This is a genomic window from Sphingobacterium sp. InxBP1 (assembly GCF_026191775.1).
Taxonomy (GTDB): Bacteria; Bacteroidota; Bacteroidia; order Sphingobacteriales; family Sphingobacteriaceae; genus Sphingobacterium; species Sphingobacterium thalpophilum.
This window is the reverse complement of the sequence record NZ_JAINDX010000048.1, coordinates 171,417-186,862: the sequence shown is the minus strand read 5'-3', so window position 1 is coordinate 186,862 and position 15,446 is coordinate 171,417. Positions and strand designations below refer to the sequence as shown.

General features: G+C 42.0%; 14 protein-coding genes. 5 read left to right on the top strand and 9 right to left on the bottom strand.

The genetic code is table 11. The annotated features are described in order from the left end of the window. Window positions 1–82: 82 nt before the first annotated feature. Window positions 83–1,525, top strand: a complete 1,443-nt coding sequence (locus tag K7A41_RS18655; protein WP_265714892.1) for an exonuclease domain-containing protein — start codon at window positions 83–85, stop codon at window positions 1,523–1,525. A 666-nt stretch (window positions 1,526–2,191) separates the two neighbouring features. On the opposite strand, the gene K7A41_RS18650 is transcribed toward K7A41_RS18655, so the two are convergent. Then, entirely contained in the window at window positions 2,192–2,896 is a 705-nt protein-coding gene (locus tag K7A41_RS18650) for a TIGR00730 family Rossman fold protein (protein ID WP_028069571.1), read from the bottom strand. A gap of 114 nt (window positions 2,897–3,010) precedes the next feature. Here K7A41_RS18650 and recR point away from each other — a divergent pair, with 114 nt between their 5' ends. Next, on the top strand, window positions 3,011–3,625 hold the full coding sequence (gene recR, locus K7A41_RS18645) for a recombination mediator RecR (protein WP_028069572.1): 615 nt from the start codon (window positions 3,011–3,013) through the stop codon (window positions 3,623–3,625). On the opposite strand, the gene K7A41_RS18640 is transcribed toward recR, so the two are convergent. The 3 genes from K7A41_RS18640 to K7A41_RS18630 are packed head-to-tail and all read right to left on the bottom strand — an operon-like array spanning window position 3,613 to window position 5,803. Beyond that, on the bottom strand, window positions 3,613–4,800 hold the full coding sequence (locus K7A41_RS18640) for an oxygenase MpaB family protein (protein ID WP_265714891.1): 1,188 nt from the start codon (window positions 4,798–4,800) through the stop codon (window positions 3,613–3,615). The genes recR and K7A41_RS18640 overlap by 13 nt on opposite strands. Window positions 4,801–4,817: 17 nt before the next feature. Next, window positions 4,818–5,174 carry a hypothetical protein gene (locus tag K7A41_RS18635; RefSeq protein ID WP_265714890.1) on the bottom strand — a complete coding sequence of 119 codons (357 nt, stop codon included), beginning with the start codon at window positions 5,172–5,174 and terminating at the stop codon, window positions 4,818–4,820. An 8-nt stretch (window positions 5,175–5,182) separates the two neighbouring features. Beyond that, window positions 5,183–5,803, bottom strand: a complete 621-nt coding sequence (locus K7A41_RS18630; RefSeq protein ID WP_265714889.1) for a hypothetical protein — start codon at window positions 5,801–5,803, stop codon at window positions 5,183–5,185. Between the two features lie 294 nt (window positions 5,804–6,097). Here K7A41_RS18630 and K7A41_RS18625 point away from each other — a divergent pair, with 294 nt between their 5' ends. After that, on the top strand, window positions 6,098–7,354 hold the full coding sequence (locus K7A41_RS18625; protein ID WP_265714888.1) for an amidohydrolase: 1,257 nt from the start codon (window positions 6,098–6,100) through the stop codon (window positions 7,352–7,354). Between the two features lie 41 nt (window positions 7,355–7,395). Here K7A41_RS18625 and K7A41_RS18620 read toward each other — a convergent pair whose 3' ends face one another. Next, window positions 7,396–7,995 carry a hypothetical protein gene (locus K7A41_RS18620; RefSeq protein ID WP_265714887.1) on the bottom strand — a complete coding sequence of 200 codons (600 nt, stop codon included), beginning with the start codon at window positions 7,993–7,995 and terminating at the stop codon, window positions 7,396–7,398. Window positions 7,996–8,470: 475 nt separating this feature from the next. On the opposite strand from K7A41_RS18620, the gene K7A41_RS18615 reads away from it, so the two are divergent. Next, window positions 8,471–9,892, top strand: a complete 1,422-nt coding sequence (locus K7A41_RS18615; RefSeq protein ID WP_265714886.1) for an RtcB family protein — start codon at window positions 8,471–8,473, stop codon at window positions 9,890–9,892. Between the two features lie 80 nt (window positions 9,893–9,972). On the opposite strand, the gene K7A41_RS18610 is transcribed toward K7A41_RS18615, so the two are convergent. The 3 genes from K7A41_RS18610 to K7A41_RS18600 all read right to left on the bottom strand — a co-directional run bounded on the left by K7A41_RS18610 (window position 9,973) and on the right by K7A41_RS18600 (window position 12,724). Further along, window positions 9,973–11,259, bottom strand: coding sequence for a chloride channel protein (locus tag K7A41_RS18610; RefSeq protein WP_265714885.1), 1,287 nt, complete (start codon window positions 11,257–11,259; stop codon window positions 9,973–9,975). Window positions 11,260–11,417: 158 nt separating this feature from the next. Continuing rightward, window positions 11,418–11,879, bottom strand: a complete 462-nt coding sequence (locus K7A41_RS18605) for a GyrI-like domain-containing protein (RefSeq protein WP_265714884.1) — start codon at window positions 11,877–11,879, stop codon at window positions 11,418–11,420. 287 nt (window positions 11,880–12,166) lie between these two features. Further along, window positions 12,167–12,724 carry a DUF4256 domain-containing protein gene (locus tag K7A41_RS18600; protein WP_265714883.1) on the bottom strand — a complete coding sequence of 186 codons (558 nt, stop codon included), beginning with the start codon at window positions 12,722–12,724 and terminating at the stop codon, window positions 12,167–12,169. 131 nt (window positions 12,725–12,855) lie between these two features. Here K7A41_RS18600 and K7A41_RS18595 point away from each other — a divergent pair, with 131 nt between their 5' ends. Next, complete coding sequence (locus K7A41_RS18595) at window positions 12,856–13,740, top strand: DUF808 domain-containing protein (protein ID WP_265714882.1); 885 nt, start codon at window positions 12,856–12,858, stop codon at window positions 13,738–13,740. 53 nt (window positions 13,741–13,793) lie between these two features. Here the strand turns inward: K7A41_RS18595 and K7A41_RS18590 are convergent, their stop codons facing one another. Then, window positions 13,794–15,164 (bottom strand): WG repeat-containing protein, encoded by a 1,371-nt coding sequence (locus K7A41_RS18590; RefSeq protein ID WP_265714881.1) that lies wholly within the window; start codon window positions 15,162–15,164, stop codon window positions 13,794–13,796. Window positions 15,165–15,446: the final 282 nt, after the last annotated feature.

Sequence of the window (15,446 nt, the reverse complement as noted above, 5' to 3'; positions counted from 1 at the left end):
GTGGTATATTGTGACGTTCTGAAATTTTGTTGGTAGACCTTTGTTTCGCTAAGAAAATTAGTATATTTGTTCAAGAAGTACTATGAATGAAAGCAAAAGACAAGAATTTGCCATTGTAGATATAGAAACTACAGGGGGCAATGCAAAATCGAGCCGCATTACCGAAATCGCAATCGTGGTACACGACGGCAATCGGGTGCTGGAACGCTGGGAAACATTAATAAATCCAGGTAAGGAAATCCCCAATTCTATTTTTGCGCTGACCGGTATCAATAATGATATGGTGAGGGATGCGCCATTGTTTGAAGACGTGGCATTACAAGTCTACACACTGTTGAAAGATCGTATTTTCGTGGCACACAATGTAAACTTTGATTATTCTTTTGTCCGCTTTCAATTGCAGGAAGCAGGGATAGAATGGTCGGCTATTAAACTGTGTACGGTACGTTATGCCCGAAAAATTAAGCCTGGGCTTTTATCCTATAGTTTAGGCCGTTTGTGCGACTATCTGGATATACCAATCCAAAACCGGCACCGTGCAGGTGGCGATGCTGATGCTACCGCAATTCTTTTTGCTTTTCTTCGGGCATTGGACACCGAACAGGTGTTTCAGGAGATGATTAAACATAAAGCAATCGCGCAACGCTTTCCGCCACATCTGGATTTAAAGGAGTTCGAACAGTTGCCAGATTCGCCAGGGGTATATTATTTTCATAATAAAGAGGGCAAAGTAATTTACGTCGGAAAAGCAATCAATATAAAAAAACGAGTACAATCGCACTTCGCTGGCAATAATATTCAGGCACAACGGCAAAATTTTCTGAAAGAGATTTACCACATCAGTTTTGAATGTTGCGGTACAGAACTGATGGCACTGCTGTTGGAGTGCGCAGAGATCAAACGGCTCTGGCCTAAATTTAATCGCGCCTTAAAGCGGTACGAACCTAAATTTGGACTATTTTGCTATGAGGATCAAAATGGTTATTTACATCTTGCTATAGGCAAAATAACTCGACAACAAGATTGTATTCAGTTATTTCATCGGGAATACGATGCAATTCAATTACTGCAGTCATTTATACGAAAAGGCGCCTTAAATCCCCGTTTTTGTCAATTTGGCAGTGCAGGTATGGCGGGTCGGATAGCGCCATTAGGAGATCTGCCAGACCGCGAACTGCATAATACGCATGTAGAGCGCTGTGTGGCCGAATGGTTAAAGCTACGGCCTTCCTATGTCTTGGTGGATAAAGGTAGGAATGCAGAAGAGAGAAGCTGTATCGTAGTCGAAAATGGACGGTTTTATGGCATGGGATACATTGATGAACATAGTCAATGTAATGATCTGGAAAGTGTCAGAACGCAGGTAAAAGTATATCAGAGTAATTATTACATGATGGAATTAATCAGCCAGGCGGCAGAAAGGTATCCTGATAAAGTTTATCCGTTAACTATGTCGGCCTCATTGTCAGTGGCAGCAAAAGGTGACAGCGAATATGACAAACTGACTTCCATGCGTCTTTTTTGATTTCTAGTTGCGTTGAATTTGAATAAATATCATCCAACATAGAGCATTCGTCATAATAATCTCACTAATGTGTTAAATAAATGTGAAATGGATAGTAGTCATTTTTTTTGGTCCAAAAGTTGAAATACTCTGTACGTAGAATATTAGATAGACTTTTCATAATTTAGGTTAATAATTGGTTAGTTTAGACCTGGGGCTCCCAACCTCAGGTCTTTTTTGTGAATGAAAAAGTCCTCTCGCCACAATTCTCGACCAAAAATGCGCAAACGAATTATACAGTTATTTTAAATATGTGAATTTTTCTCTGCTGTATTTTTATATATCAATTTGCTCGTTATCAGTCGGGTATGATTTGTCCCTCTTTTGTCCCCCCTTTCGTTTTTTCTCTGTGGAGTTAATTTATGTATTTTAGTCGATACATACTGTAACAGCGGAATTAGCAAAACGGGTATGGGGTGTTTTCTAAGAGTAGCTACGGTATATCTTATCCATATCTTTATATAAAAAGGGCTTAGGCCCTTTTTTTGGATATATGCAGCCCAAACTACGCCGCTGATTGCAATCAGTATTGGTACAGGACGATCAACAGGCCGGATTGTATATCCATAAAAAAGAGCGTACAGAGTTTTTCTGGACGCTCTTTGAGCATATCAGTTTTCAAGCTAATTAAAAATTTGGCTTCAGCAGATATTTGTCGTAAAAACGGAATATATGATCAGCAGCTTCTTGTGCAGTATCAACAATACGATATAGCTTTAGATCTTCTTCGCTGATATATTTGTTGGATAACATAGTGCTCTGTACCCAATCCATCAGCCCCTTCCAATATTCGGAACCGACCAACACGATTGGAAAGCGAGCGATTTTTCCTGTCTGGATCAAGGTGATCGCTTCAAAGAGTTCATCCATTGTACCAAATCCTCCCGGCATAACAATATATCCCTGAGAATACTTCATGAACATTACTTTTCGTACAAAGAAGTACTTAAATTCCAGTAACTTGTCCCTGTCTATATATTTATTGTGAAATTGTTCAAAAGGTAATTCAATATTGAGACCTACTGATTTTCCGCCGGATTCATAAGCCCCTTTGTTGGCTGCCTCCATAATGCCGGGGCCGCCACCAGATATTATACCATAACCACGCTCAGTTAACAAGGCCGCGATATCGGTGGCCATTTTATAATATTTATGTTCTCGGGGTGTTCTTGCGGATCCAAATATAGATACACAGGGACCTATTTTAGCGAGTTTTTCGAATCCATCTACAAATTCTGACATGACCTTAAAGATCTGCCAAGAATCTTTTACTTTGATTTCCTGCCACGTTTTGTTCTCAAAGGCACGGATGATTTTATCTTCTTTTGTAATGTCCATAAATTACTTTATACATTAGTTTCTAAACCCTATTTTTTTCAAAAGGAATACAAGATAGCTATTTTTTTAAAACTAGCTACTTTTTGCGATTATTCTTACATTTGCATTATGAATTTTTCTTCGAAACTTCTTGAAAACGCGGTCGCGGAATTTGGTAAACTTCCTGGTGTGGGACAGAAGACTGCTTTACGGCTGGTGCTCCATTTATTAAAGCAGCCGGATCCAGACGTAGCACGTTTTACAGCGTCCATAGACCGTCTAAAGGAAGATATTCAGTATTGTCAGGAATGTTTTAACATTTCGGACCAAGCGATTTGTGACGTTTGTACGTCCTTCAAACGCGATAAGAGTTTAATTTGTGTGGTGGAGGATACGCGTGACGTAATGGCTATAGAAAATACGAATTCTTATCAAGGTGTCTATCACGTCTTGGGCGGGCTTATCTCGCCGATGGACGGGGTCGGCCCTGCCGACCTGAAAATAGAGGGATTGCTCAACCGTTTGCAGCGGGGCGGAGTGGAAGAGGTGATTTTAGCCTTGTCCGCTACTATGGAGGGAGATACAACCATATTTTATCTTTATCGTAAATTACGGGAATTTAATATCAAAATCACAACGATCGCACGCGGCATTGCTTTTGGTGGCGAATTGGAATATGTTGATGAACTGACTTTGGGAAGATCTATCGCCACGCGGGTGCCCTACGAGCGTCATGTAGGCTGATCATTGTAGTTCAGATAGATCTGTTTGATATCTTCGTGCACTTTTCTGCCTTTGTCAATCTGCAGCCGTCTATATGCTCTATCTAGTATATGACTATTGGTTCTTCTATTTTTTAGTAGTTTAAGATAAGCTATTCTCCCAATTAGTGTTTTTTTGAGCCCCAAAAGCTTGCAAGAATAGCTGCCCAGCAAGTAATTATTATAATATAAGTGTATTTCACGCATCAGTGCTCTCTTAAATTTGCTTCTTGGATAAGCGGCATCGACCGGTTCTTGCATCAGCGCTCTAGCTAACGCTATGCTATCTTGGTCACCTTCTTTTTGTGTCATCGTCCAATAGTAAAGTGATTGGATGGCTTCTTCTTCTGTATCAGGTAATAAGGCCGGCGGTATCCCTAGCAATGTTCCAATATATTTCCATAGATGAAATACACCTTCGGTTTCATTATTTAAAACACTGAATTTCATTATCTTCAATCCAGTTATATAAACTAATGAAAAACCTAAATTTGTTGCGAGCATATCCCAAGTGTTTAACGGAATACCCCATTTGTCGATCGACCAATTTTTTTGCTTTACAATGAGCAACCGCGAAAAAGAATGAATGCAGCGAGTCATTAGGATAGCTTCAATACCGATACCGCCCGGCTTTAAAGCATTGTCGCCGGTGATGTCAACCCAGAACCTCACTGTCTCCGTCAGCCGTTTTACAGCACCCTTTTTTAACGCGCCCGTAAAAATGAGCGGCTTATTGATCGCACTCGACTCATAACCACCCATTAAGCAGTAATCTCTTAATACGATAAGTCCTGAGAGTCCTGAGCGTTGACATAGTTCGATGCCGTGTTGGATTTTTTTCCAGTCTAGCCATTTAGGTTCAAAAACCACGGTATCCAAAAATTCTGAGATCAACGTCCGATAAAGACTATCAACAGGTTTACCACGAAGATAATCACGGACAAGCTGCTGTCCTTTCGCAAAACCTATTTGCAAATGCAAGCGTTCGACAAGCTGGTCACAGACCTGGTCTCTTTGGTACAGGAGCGGTACAAGTTTATTTGCGTCGGAAAGAAGAGGTTTCACTTTCAACTTGCTTAGCAATTCTCTCCCTGTACCTTTGGACCAGTAGAATGCAAAAGATGTAGTATTGATTTGATAACGTTCGGGTTTTTTCATCCAAAGAATTGTTATTTCTATTGAGTGCTCCAGTAGGTATAATTTCCTGTTAAATAGATTGTTTTGCTTGACTTTGTAAATTTAAAATCGATATAATCAGTTTGACAGGAAATACTATCGCTGCAACAGAACTGCCGAGCAACCACAAAATGTAAACGGAAGGAACCTGTGCCAGAAGCTTCGTCATATTGCATATTATTTATACGGTAATCAGTCAGCATCGGAGCTCCATCTTTGTCTATGTACGCGATGACATGGTCGGCAATCTTGTCCGATTGTGTGCTTGTCAATAACCGCAGAAAATACGAATGATCCGATAGGTTATTAACCTCTTGGTCAATTTGAAGTCTGAGTTGTAGAGCTGTAGTCGTCATTAGTATATTTAGGAGAGGATAAGCGTTTTCCACTTTGGAATATATAGATTCAAAATGGCTTCCGTTTCTCCCTTCGTTTTTTTGGAGAATTTACAGAAAGCTTTTAAAATAATCAAATGCAACTGTCCGCTATCCGCGTCAATGAGGCAATTTGAAAAATAAAGTTCGGTACCCACAATTTTATAATGACGTTTGCTCATCCTACTGATATGTATAGCGGTAATTGCATAGCAGTCTAGCTGTTCTTCCCAAAAAGCGACACGTTTGCTGATTTCCTGATATAGTTGTTCCTCGCTCCACTTTCTGAGGAGTTTATAAGTGTCAGCATTTTTACGCTGATAAATGCAGATACTGCTCGACTTGAGTTGCACATGTGTGTTACTTTGTCCGTGATACACTTTCACGAAGTACGACTTTCGGAATAATTGGTATGGAGCGTCGAGATAGAAATAAGGAATATCTTCGTCTTTATGTTTTGGCGGATGCAACCTGATATATTGTCTTAACGAATCGATATCCTGATAAGGCGGTGCAAATACCTGGTATGGGGCGCCACTGCCGGTAATCTGAATGTAATCCCTGTCCCAGCTAACAATTTCATAATAACGATGATCAATTTCGATCTGCATGGCGATGTAAAGCTATTGTCAAGTTTGATGTTGTTTTTTTTATCACAATTTTTCGATCCTGCTTCTGACAACAGGAAACAATTCTCGATCTTTTGCACGAAGTCAAAATAGCTATATTTTTGCTAAATACCTCGATAAGTTTACAATTAATAAAAACTTTAGTTTCGGTAGTCGAGCCGGTTCTGCGACGAAGACCTTGTCATTTACCTTCGCCACCATATTTACAAATGTTGTGATAATATTTACAAGCTTAGCAACTTCGAAACGACTAGTTTTGAAAAAATGAATGTCAATATGAAAGAATTGAATGATAAGACTAGCTATACGCTTAAAAATGTCCGGCTTGAGACAGGGTTCCAGTACGATGAGGGAGAAGTAACGGGGACGCATACCGAATTATTTGACTTATCGATAGAAGCTGGAATAATAAACGCGATTCAGCCAGCTCATAGTACAGGAACTGGGGCAGTTTCGGAGTTCGACGTAGGTGGTAGATTGGCTCTGCCATCATTTAGGGATATGCACATTCACCTCGATAAAACCTTATATGGTCTGCCCTGGAAAGCGGTTTACCCCAAAAACAGGACTGTAAAAGATATGATTGCCCGTGAACAAGAAATTATTCCCGAATTACTGAAGACTTCGGTTGCACGGGCAGAACAATTGATTATGCTTTTACAGGGCTACGGCACAAATTTCGCGCGTACGCATTTCAATGTGGATCCGACATCTGGCATACGATCATTGGAACATTTATTGCAAGCAATGCAACATGTCAAGGACACATTTGCCGCTGAGCTGGTGGCGTTTCCGCAGCATGGTTTATATTATACGGATTCGTCTATGCTGATGCGCGAAGTCGCCGCTTGGGATCAAGTGGATTATATTGGCGGTTTAGACCCTTATACGATCGACGGAAGTATCGAAAAACCAATCGATTTTACTGTACAGCTCGCATTGGAACATAAAAAAGGAATTGATATCCACTTGCATGAGAGCGGGCAGTCTGGGTACAAAACGATCCACTATCTGGTCGACAAGGTCCTTGAGAATCCGCAGCTGCAAGGACGTACATTTATCAGTCACGCTTTTGCGCTGGCGCATATGTCAAAAAAAGAATTACAGCATACTGCTGAACAGTTGGCGGCTGCTAAGGTTGGAATAGTGAGTTCTGTTCCTTTTAGGAATATACTGATGCCATTTCCGGAGCTGATGCGAGCCGGCGTAAAAGTACTGACCGGGAATGACAACGTACAGGACCATTGGGGAACTTTTGGTAGCGGCAATATGTTGCAAAAGGCTAATCTTGCGGCGCAGCTTTATGGCTATGAAACAGAATTTGAGTTGTCTCGTTGTCTGCAGTATGCCACGAATGGCCATATGCCACTGGACGATAACGGCAGCAGGACATGGCCAAAAGTAGGCGATGAGGCCAGTTTGATTTTGACTGATGCCATCTGCTCTGCTGAAGCTGTATCGCGCATCTCTAATATCGAAGCTTTATTGCATCGGGGAAATATCGTTACATGGCGCAATACTGCTAAACTATGAATGAAGGGCCTGTTTTTCTAAGCAAAAAAAAGGCCCTTCATTCAGCTTTCTGTAAATGTGGTTCGGCAATAATCGATTTTAAACCGGCCGTTCACAAAAACTAACTGTACCTCGTTTCGTGTTTTTATGCCCTCGCCATAGTCAATATTAACCATATACCTATCAGACGATATCTTTGAAATGATCACGTCTTTGATACTGATAGCATCATCATTTCCGCGGCCAAATAGCCATACTTCCTGCGTAAGGAGCGGATAAATGCTTTTCCATTTTGCTTTATACGCCGATTCCGCCACTGCCAATTCAGCTTCGCTTAGATTTGATGGTCCATAAATAGCATTTGCGTCTTCCAGAAATGCTTTGAACCTTGCTGTACATATACTGTCCTCTTGGTCTAGGTAATAGCAATAAGGGCCGGTCTCACTTCCATGACACTGGAACAGGCTTTCCAGCCAATCTTTACCGGGGTCACTTCTTTTGGATAACAACAGCTCGGTGTCTTTGGCGAGCCCAATGGATTCACTATGTACAGGATTGCCGTGGGCAGTTGTTTCCTGAATATGGCCGTGCCGATTGTTTGTACAGGCTGAAGCAGTTATGGCGACGATACATAAAGAATAAAGCGGGGTGGTATTCATCATGTTATGTAATATAATATTTAAAGCGTTAAATTAGCTCTTTTTGTTTTCGGTCCATATAGCGGAATATAGTGATATTTTCTGATGTTAGCTAAAGAGAAGTGAAGATGTTCTCTTTTCGAAACTTGGAAAATGATATCAAAAAAAATCGTATAACGTAATGTATACGCAATCTAATTGCGTACATGGCTTGTTTACGATATGAGCTGATCGTGAATTGTGAATTTTAATACTTATAATCAGATTATTATAGCTTACTTAAGAACTTTTTCTTCTGCTTAATGTATTACGCAGATTACTTGCGTTATGAGGTCACGATCTTTGTCATGTCAATGATAACAATTCTTTGATGGCACATATGAATATCTGGCCATCATGAGATGTTGGCTAAAAAGAGGCGCAGGCGGTAATGGTAAAGAGGTATTGCCGCCTGCTTTGGGAACTTAGGTTTTCCCCTTAATTTTAAACGTTGAGAAATATGGAAAATAAACGAATTAATGGTAATGATATTGTTGCTTTGGGCTACAAAGAAAATCATACAGTAGGTATTGCGTTAAAAATCAACAGTAAACGTCATGGTTTCACCCGTACGGAAATGCTCGCGAAGTTTAAGGCCGTACTTGACAACCCTTCGGAATATCTTGAGGATGCTATCTTTCAGGTACTTGCTGCAGCCATTTTGGATGAAGAGGCTATTGATGCTTCGTTGATACCGCTCAATGAACGCCCGCTGGCCTTCACAATATATGGCGAATCAGCGATAGAAACGGGTGCCAAGGATCAGATGCATATCGCCATGAAGCTACCTGTCACAGTGGCTGGCGCATTGATGCCCGACGCCCACCAAGGATACGGGCTTCCGATAGGAGGTGTGTTGGCCACAAACAATGCCGTCATCCCTTACGGAGTTGGCGTGGATATCGGCTGCCGTATGGCACTTTCGATCTTTGATCTCCCAATAGGCTTGTTAGAGACGCATCAGGCTTTTTTAAAGGACGTCATTATGAAGCATACACGGTTTGGAGCGGGCAATGGCTATCTGAAACACGAGCGCGTGGACCATGTCGTTTTGGAGGACCCCTTATTTAAGGAGAATTCTTTGCTGGCGTCCCTGAAAGATAAGGCGTGGACACAATTGGGATCTTCGGGTGGAGGCAATCACTTTGTCGAGTTCGGTATCGTCGAATTTACTGAGCGAGATGAAAGGCTCGATATTGAAAAGGGGCAATATTTGGGTTTACTTACCCATTCGGGATCGCGTGGATTGGGTGCGACAGTTGCTGCACATTATACTAAATTAGCAAAAAGCTTGTGTAAACTACCCTATAAGGCGGAAAACCTAGCTTATTTGGACTTAAACAGCGCGGAGGGGCAGGAATATTGGTTGGCCATGAACCTTGCAGGTGATTATGCGTCAGCTTGTCATGAGGTCATCCACGAAAAGATCAGGCTGGCGTTAGGGGCGGGGTTACTTGCCAAAGTAGAGAATCATCATAATTTTGCTTGGAAAGAAAAATGGAACGGACAGGAGGTTATCGTTCATCGTAAAGGAGCTACCCCGGCCGCCAAAGGTGTCCTGGGCATTATTCCCGGGTCCATGGCTTCGCCTGGTTTTTTGGTCCGTGGAAAAGGCGCGACCGCGTCGATTGCATCTGCATCACATGGCGCGGGCCGTTTGATGAGCCGTACACAGGCGGTTAAAACTCTTTCTGTAGATGACCTTAATAGATTGCTTGCTGATGAAGGAGTTACACTACTTGGAGCTGGGATGGATGAGGCGCCAATGGCATACAAAAATATCCATGAGGTGATGGCTGCTCAGAAAGACTTAGTGGATGTAGTCGCACAGTTTGCTCCTAAAATGGTACGAATGGCTGACGACGGTAGCCGAGAAGATTGACGACGATGTCATGCAGCGCTGCGTCCCCAACTTCGTCCCTCAGTAAGCTGGGGCGGAGCGCTATATTCAGATTCGGATGTTTAGCTGTGAGCAACTTCTTTATAGGTATATACGTTGTACGGGTAAATCCTTTTGGCGAGTACTTTCGCAATAAGGCTTGCGACCAAGAGCGGAATAAGTAGTAAATGCCCTGAAGGAACAATACTTGCTATAATAAATATGGCTGTAAAAGGAGCGTGGATAGCAGCTGAAAGCATGGCAGCGGCACCAAATAACGCAAAATTGATCACAATCAGATGGCTTCCTAAGTAATGGTTGCACAGCTGTGCGAAGCAAATACCTAAAAAAGCTCCGGTCACAATGCTCGGAGCGAAAACACCTCCATCACCACCTGCACCTAAAGTCAATGAAGCAGCAAGCGGCTTTAAGAAAATCAATAGAACTACAGGGACAAAATAGACGAGCTTGTCCGGCGTATGCATTCCCTCTTCTAGTATTTTGCCGAGACCATGATAGCTATCTCCATATAACGCGGGTAAGAAAAAAATAAGTAAACCTACAGTAACCGCACCCAAATTGACCCGTATAAAATTGTTTTTTATACCACCGAAAAACGTTTTGGCGTAAATAACGATTTTAGTGAAATAAAGCGCAAACACACCACCTATTACACCTAAGATAATCACGTAAGGCGTAGTCTCCCACTGCCATTGCTTCACCTCAAACCCAAATAGCGGGCTGGAATCCACGTAGTGCACAAATACAGATGCAACAAGCATCGAACTTATTCCGCTGATTAATAAGGTTCTATTAAGCTTTCTGGCGATTACTTCGAAGGCAAACAGTAGGCCGCCTAGCGCGCTTCCAAACAGCAATGTCACTCCAGCGATCACTCCCGCACAGATCAACTCGGTCTTATAAGCCCAGGAGGTATGCAAACGTTTGTAAGCCTGGTTGCCCACAGTAGCGGTGGCAACAACAGTAGAAACTTCGACGCCAGTGGAGCCTCCAAAAATCACGGTCAGGAAACCGTTGATGTAATGTGAGGGAATTTTGAAGAAGGGCAGATGGTCCTTGCGCGTTTCCAGTGTCGTGTAGATCTCTTTGATCCCTTTATTTTTTCTATTCTGGAAGACGTATTTACGTAAGAAATAAATTGCTGTGACGCCTATACTCGGAAAGATAATCAGAAGATAGCGGTCCCATGAGTTTACCCATTCGAATAGCTGATCCTCTACATGCCCTGTGAAATGTTTTAAAGAATAAGCAAGTACACAGCAAATTATACTTACAAAAATTGAACTTCCGATAAGTTTTAAATAGCTATATTGAATAATTTTTTTCCGATGTGCGGTATTGCCCTGCATAGTATATTCGTTTTAGACCGCCACAAAGGTAAGTGTTATTTTATTTAAAATAAATGCTCCATCGCTATGACTTAAGATTTGTTGCTCAATCGCCCCTAGTACGCAACATAACGCCAAGGCGACGCGTCACGTCACCTTGGCGGAGAAGAAAGGGTATATTATTCCTCAATAGCGATGAAAATATCAACTTTCGCATCCTTTGGATCTTTTGAGTCTGATCCGTAAACTTCGAAATCTGCGGTATAAGCACGAGGCAAATCTGCCGTCCATATTTGTTGCCATGTTTGGTACACCGCACCCTGTTGTAGATTTCCTATTGCCTCGAACCGCTTGTAATGGCTTTCTAAAATGCGGATTCCATCCATATCTTCTGGTACGTCGTCCAATGAGGCTACTTTACAGCCAAGTATTGTCGTATACGGCGCCGTGTGGTCTTTTTCATATTCAGTGTATACACAATACACATCATCGCCGATCCTATTGGGAATCCTGTGTATCAAATTGTTTTGGAAGAACTCGTTCCAAAGCGCAGCGATATCGCTGGCTGCTTGTTCGCCCTGATTCCAGGTGCGAACCGAAATACCGATGATGTTAAAAGAAGGGATAAGCGTATTTTCCATATATATTAAATGATTGTTGTCATGACGGGTACTGACATCCTTGCCGGTATTTGCCGTCTGTCTAATTGCATCAAAAATAAACCCTATCAATGACAAACCTATGTCATCAGTGGGAGGCAATCAATTAATTTAATACATGAGACTATCTCTTCCTCAAACCGGTCCTCCCGGCTTGATAAATAGAGAGCGGTGAAGACCGTTGTGTCGACAGAACAGGCCTACAGAAACTTAAAAGCTGGCTAAGCTCATTTGCCATATACAATTTCCTGAAATGAGGTGTATATGGACTACACAAATAGTATAGCCCTAAAACCCCTAGCCGCATAGTAAGAAGTAGCACCGTTATGATAGGTGAAGACATGATCATAGCGTCGATCACAGAAAAGAGCGCCGCCCAGTTTACGAATGTCCGGTGGAGTCAAAATCCAGCTTGACGTTTTGAGATCGAAATTTCCTAAGCTCTGCAGCTGACGGTATTGTTGTTCTGTAAGCAATTGTACGCCCATTTTTTCTGCAATTCCCAAAGCACTATCGTCGGGCCGATTTTCCTTTCTTTCTTCCCAGGCCCGCTGGTCATAACATAGGCTACGGCGCCCTTTGGGACTTTCCGGAGCACAGTCCACAAAAAGGTATTGACCGGTATCATTATCTATACCGATGACATCTGGTTGTCCGTCAGTATCTTCCATTTGTTGCAGGCTCCACAGTTTGGGTGGGGCCGCCTCCAGCCGTCGCTGAATGCTATCCCATTTCAGTCCGACATGTCTGGAAAGGTTCGCTTCGAATCTTGATCTTAGCGTTAGGAGTAAGGCTAATTGTTCTTCAGTGGAAAGGTTTTTTTTCATACGCGGTCTATTTTATCTCTAAAATACGCAATTATAGCCAATCTATTCGAAGCTAATTTTTAAAGTTTAATTAAATCGTGAGTTCAAAATTGGATTTAATTTATATTTTTACGTTCAGAATTTTAACATATATGGCTTCAGGAATATTTGCAATTTTAGATGATATTGCCGCACTCATGGATGATGTTGCTGTGGCGAGCAAGATCGCAACCAAGAAAACCGCTGGAATACTGGGGGATGATCTCGCTGTAAATGCGGAGAAAGCGACCGGTTTTTTGGCATCACGTGAGCTACCGGTCCTGTGGGCCATTACCAAAGGCTCGCTTGTCAACAAACTGATCATTGTGCCGATTGCCTTATTATTGAATGTCTTTTTCCCCATAGCCATCAAGTATATTTTGATTTTGGGAGGATTTTACCTGGCATTTGAAGGTGTAGAAAAGATCATAGAATATCTATTTCACCGCAAGCACCATGAGGGCGAGACCAAAGTAGAGGAAGTAATCGAGGAGAATACGGCGGAGGCGGAGAAAGCAAAAGTTAAATCAGCCATTACCACCGATTTTATACTATCCGTGGAAATCGTCATTATTGCTCTTGGCACCGTGCTGGATAAGAGTCTCACTTTACAGATTATTACCGTCTGTGTAGTGGCTCTTTTAGCAACAGTGGGGGTATATGGCATTGTAGCGTTGATTGTCCGAATGGATGATGCCGGATATAAATTGATTAAGACCGCGAATGAGAAAGGGCCAGTGGCCAGTGTGGGAAGGTTGCTGGTTCGTGCTTTGCCATTAATTATAAAGCTGCTCGCTGTCGTAGGGACGATTGCACTGATCTTGGTTTCTGGTGGTATTTTCTCCCACTATATTGATTTCCTTCACCATGTGCTGCCCAGTTTTCCAGGAATAGTCAAGGAATTATTATTTGGTCTTGCCGGTGGTATTATTGCCGTCGCATTATTCACAATCGGTAAAAAAATAGTCGGTAAAAAGAATGTGGTGAGCCCGCATTGATCGTGCCGCGCATTCTTGGGATATGGGCGGGCATATCGTCTGCCCGCCTACCATTAATCAACTTCTTCCTCGGCAGAAGCATCTATTTCCACTTGCTCGCCTTTGATATTAATCAGGATCACATCATCGGAGCCTTCGACGGTAACAGAGGCCAATCCGTCATAAAATGCAGTGGCACCTTCGTAAATAAAGGGGATAGCAACTTGTCCCTGTCCATCTAGATAACCATACTTACCATCTTTGCTGGCTAGAAAACGTGTCGGTTCGTCAGTGATGGAAATAAAATCGTAGGTAGAGGCAACGACTTTATTGGATTTCAGTTCGACCAGGCTGTATAGATCGTTGTCAATGCTGATAAAATGAGTACCATTGTTTTCAGAGATATAACTATAGTGGGCCGGAACAATAATTTTACCAGATTGGTTTATTATCCCATATTTTTCCTGTTGCTGGAATACTGCATATCCGTCTTTGATAAAAGAAATCATATCATATTTTGCTGGAATAATGGTTTTGCTGTCGTTGCCAAGTATGCCGTATTTTTCATTTATCCCAAAAATATATTGTCCTGTATTGTCATCATAAGCTAAATAATCATATTCAAAGGGGACGGTTACTTTACCAGCAACATCGATAGCACCATATTTGTTATCTTCAGATTGCGCAATGCCGGTCGCTCCGACAAATGGAGCAATATAACGGTATATAGCTGGCACAATGATATCCTGCTTACCATTTTTTAGGCCGACGCGACCTGACTCGTCTTCATATAAAAATCGATCTTCTGCGACCTGATTATCTGTCAGATCGCTCTGTGCATCCTGAGAAGTGGATTCAACCTGAACGTAATCCTCTGGTATAATAAAGTCCTTATCGTCTAGCTGGCTACTCTCAACACTTTGCGCGACGAGATCCGTGCCAAAGGGCGTAGTGACCTGCAATACGGCACCAGGAATTTTTTTGAAAATATCGGCTCCTTCCCAATAGGTGACAGGAAGTTTATCACTATACCAGACCGAAAGGATCGTATTGTCTTCAGCATCGTTAATATTTGTTAGCTCAAGTTGTGCCAGCTTGCAGGGATACTCTGCGATAGTTTTCGTTTCGCCATCAATTAATTTCAGTTTATATGACACGGCCTGCTCTGCATTCACGATATACTTTGACAATGCAGGGTAGACAACGATAGATTTGTCTTCTTTCTTTTTCGCGAGAAAAATTGATTCTTGTGCAAGAGAGATGACTTTGATCTTTTCAGTGTTTACATATGCTTCAAATAGGGTAACGGGCGCCTCCTCACCACGTTCTTGACTACCCTCAGTCAAGACAAACGCATAATTGATTTTAAATGCTTTTTGGATTTGAGCAAATGATAAATTATTTGCTGCCAATAGAACCGATAGGGATAGAAGTGTTTTTTTCATCAGAACAAGTTTTGTGAGCAATCAACTTTGAGTGGCAAAGATGCACATTCATAGTAGCCTCTTTTATCCCTGAAATCCGTTATTTAATAAGGCTAGCTGGCTGACAAAGATCGGATGGGCAGCATGTCCGAAATGAAATTGTTCAATGGCTATGGGGCTACCGTTGGCAAAGGGAGTACCTTATACCTCTTTTACATGGCTTCAAAGAGCGATCTTTAAAAAATGGCGGTTTTCAGGGAGTAAATATAGTGGTTGGCAATACTATTTTTGTGCAGCCATACA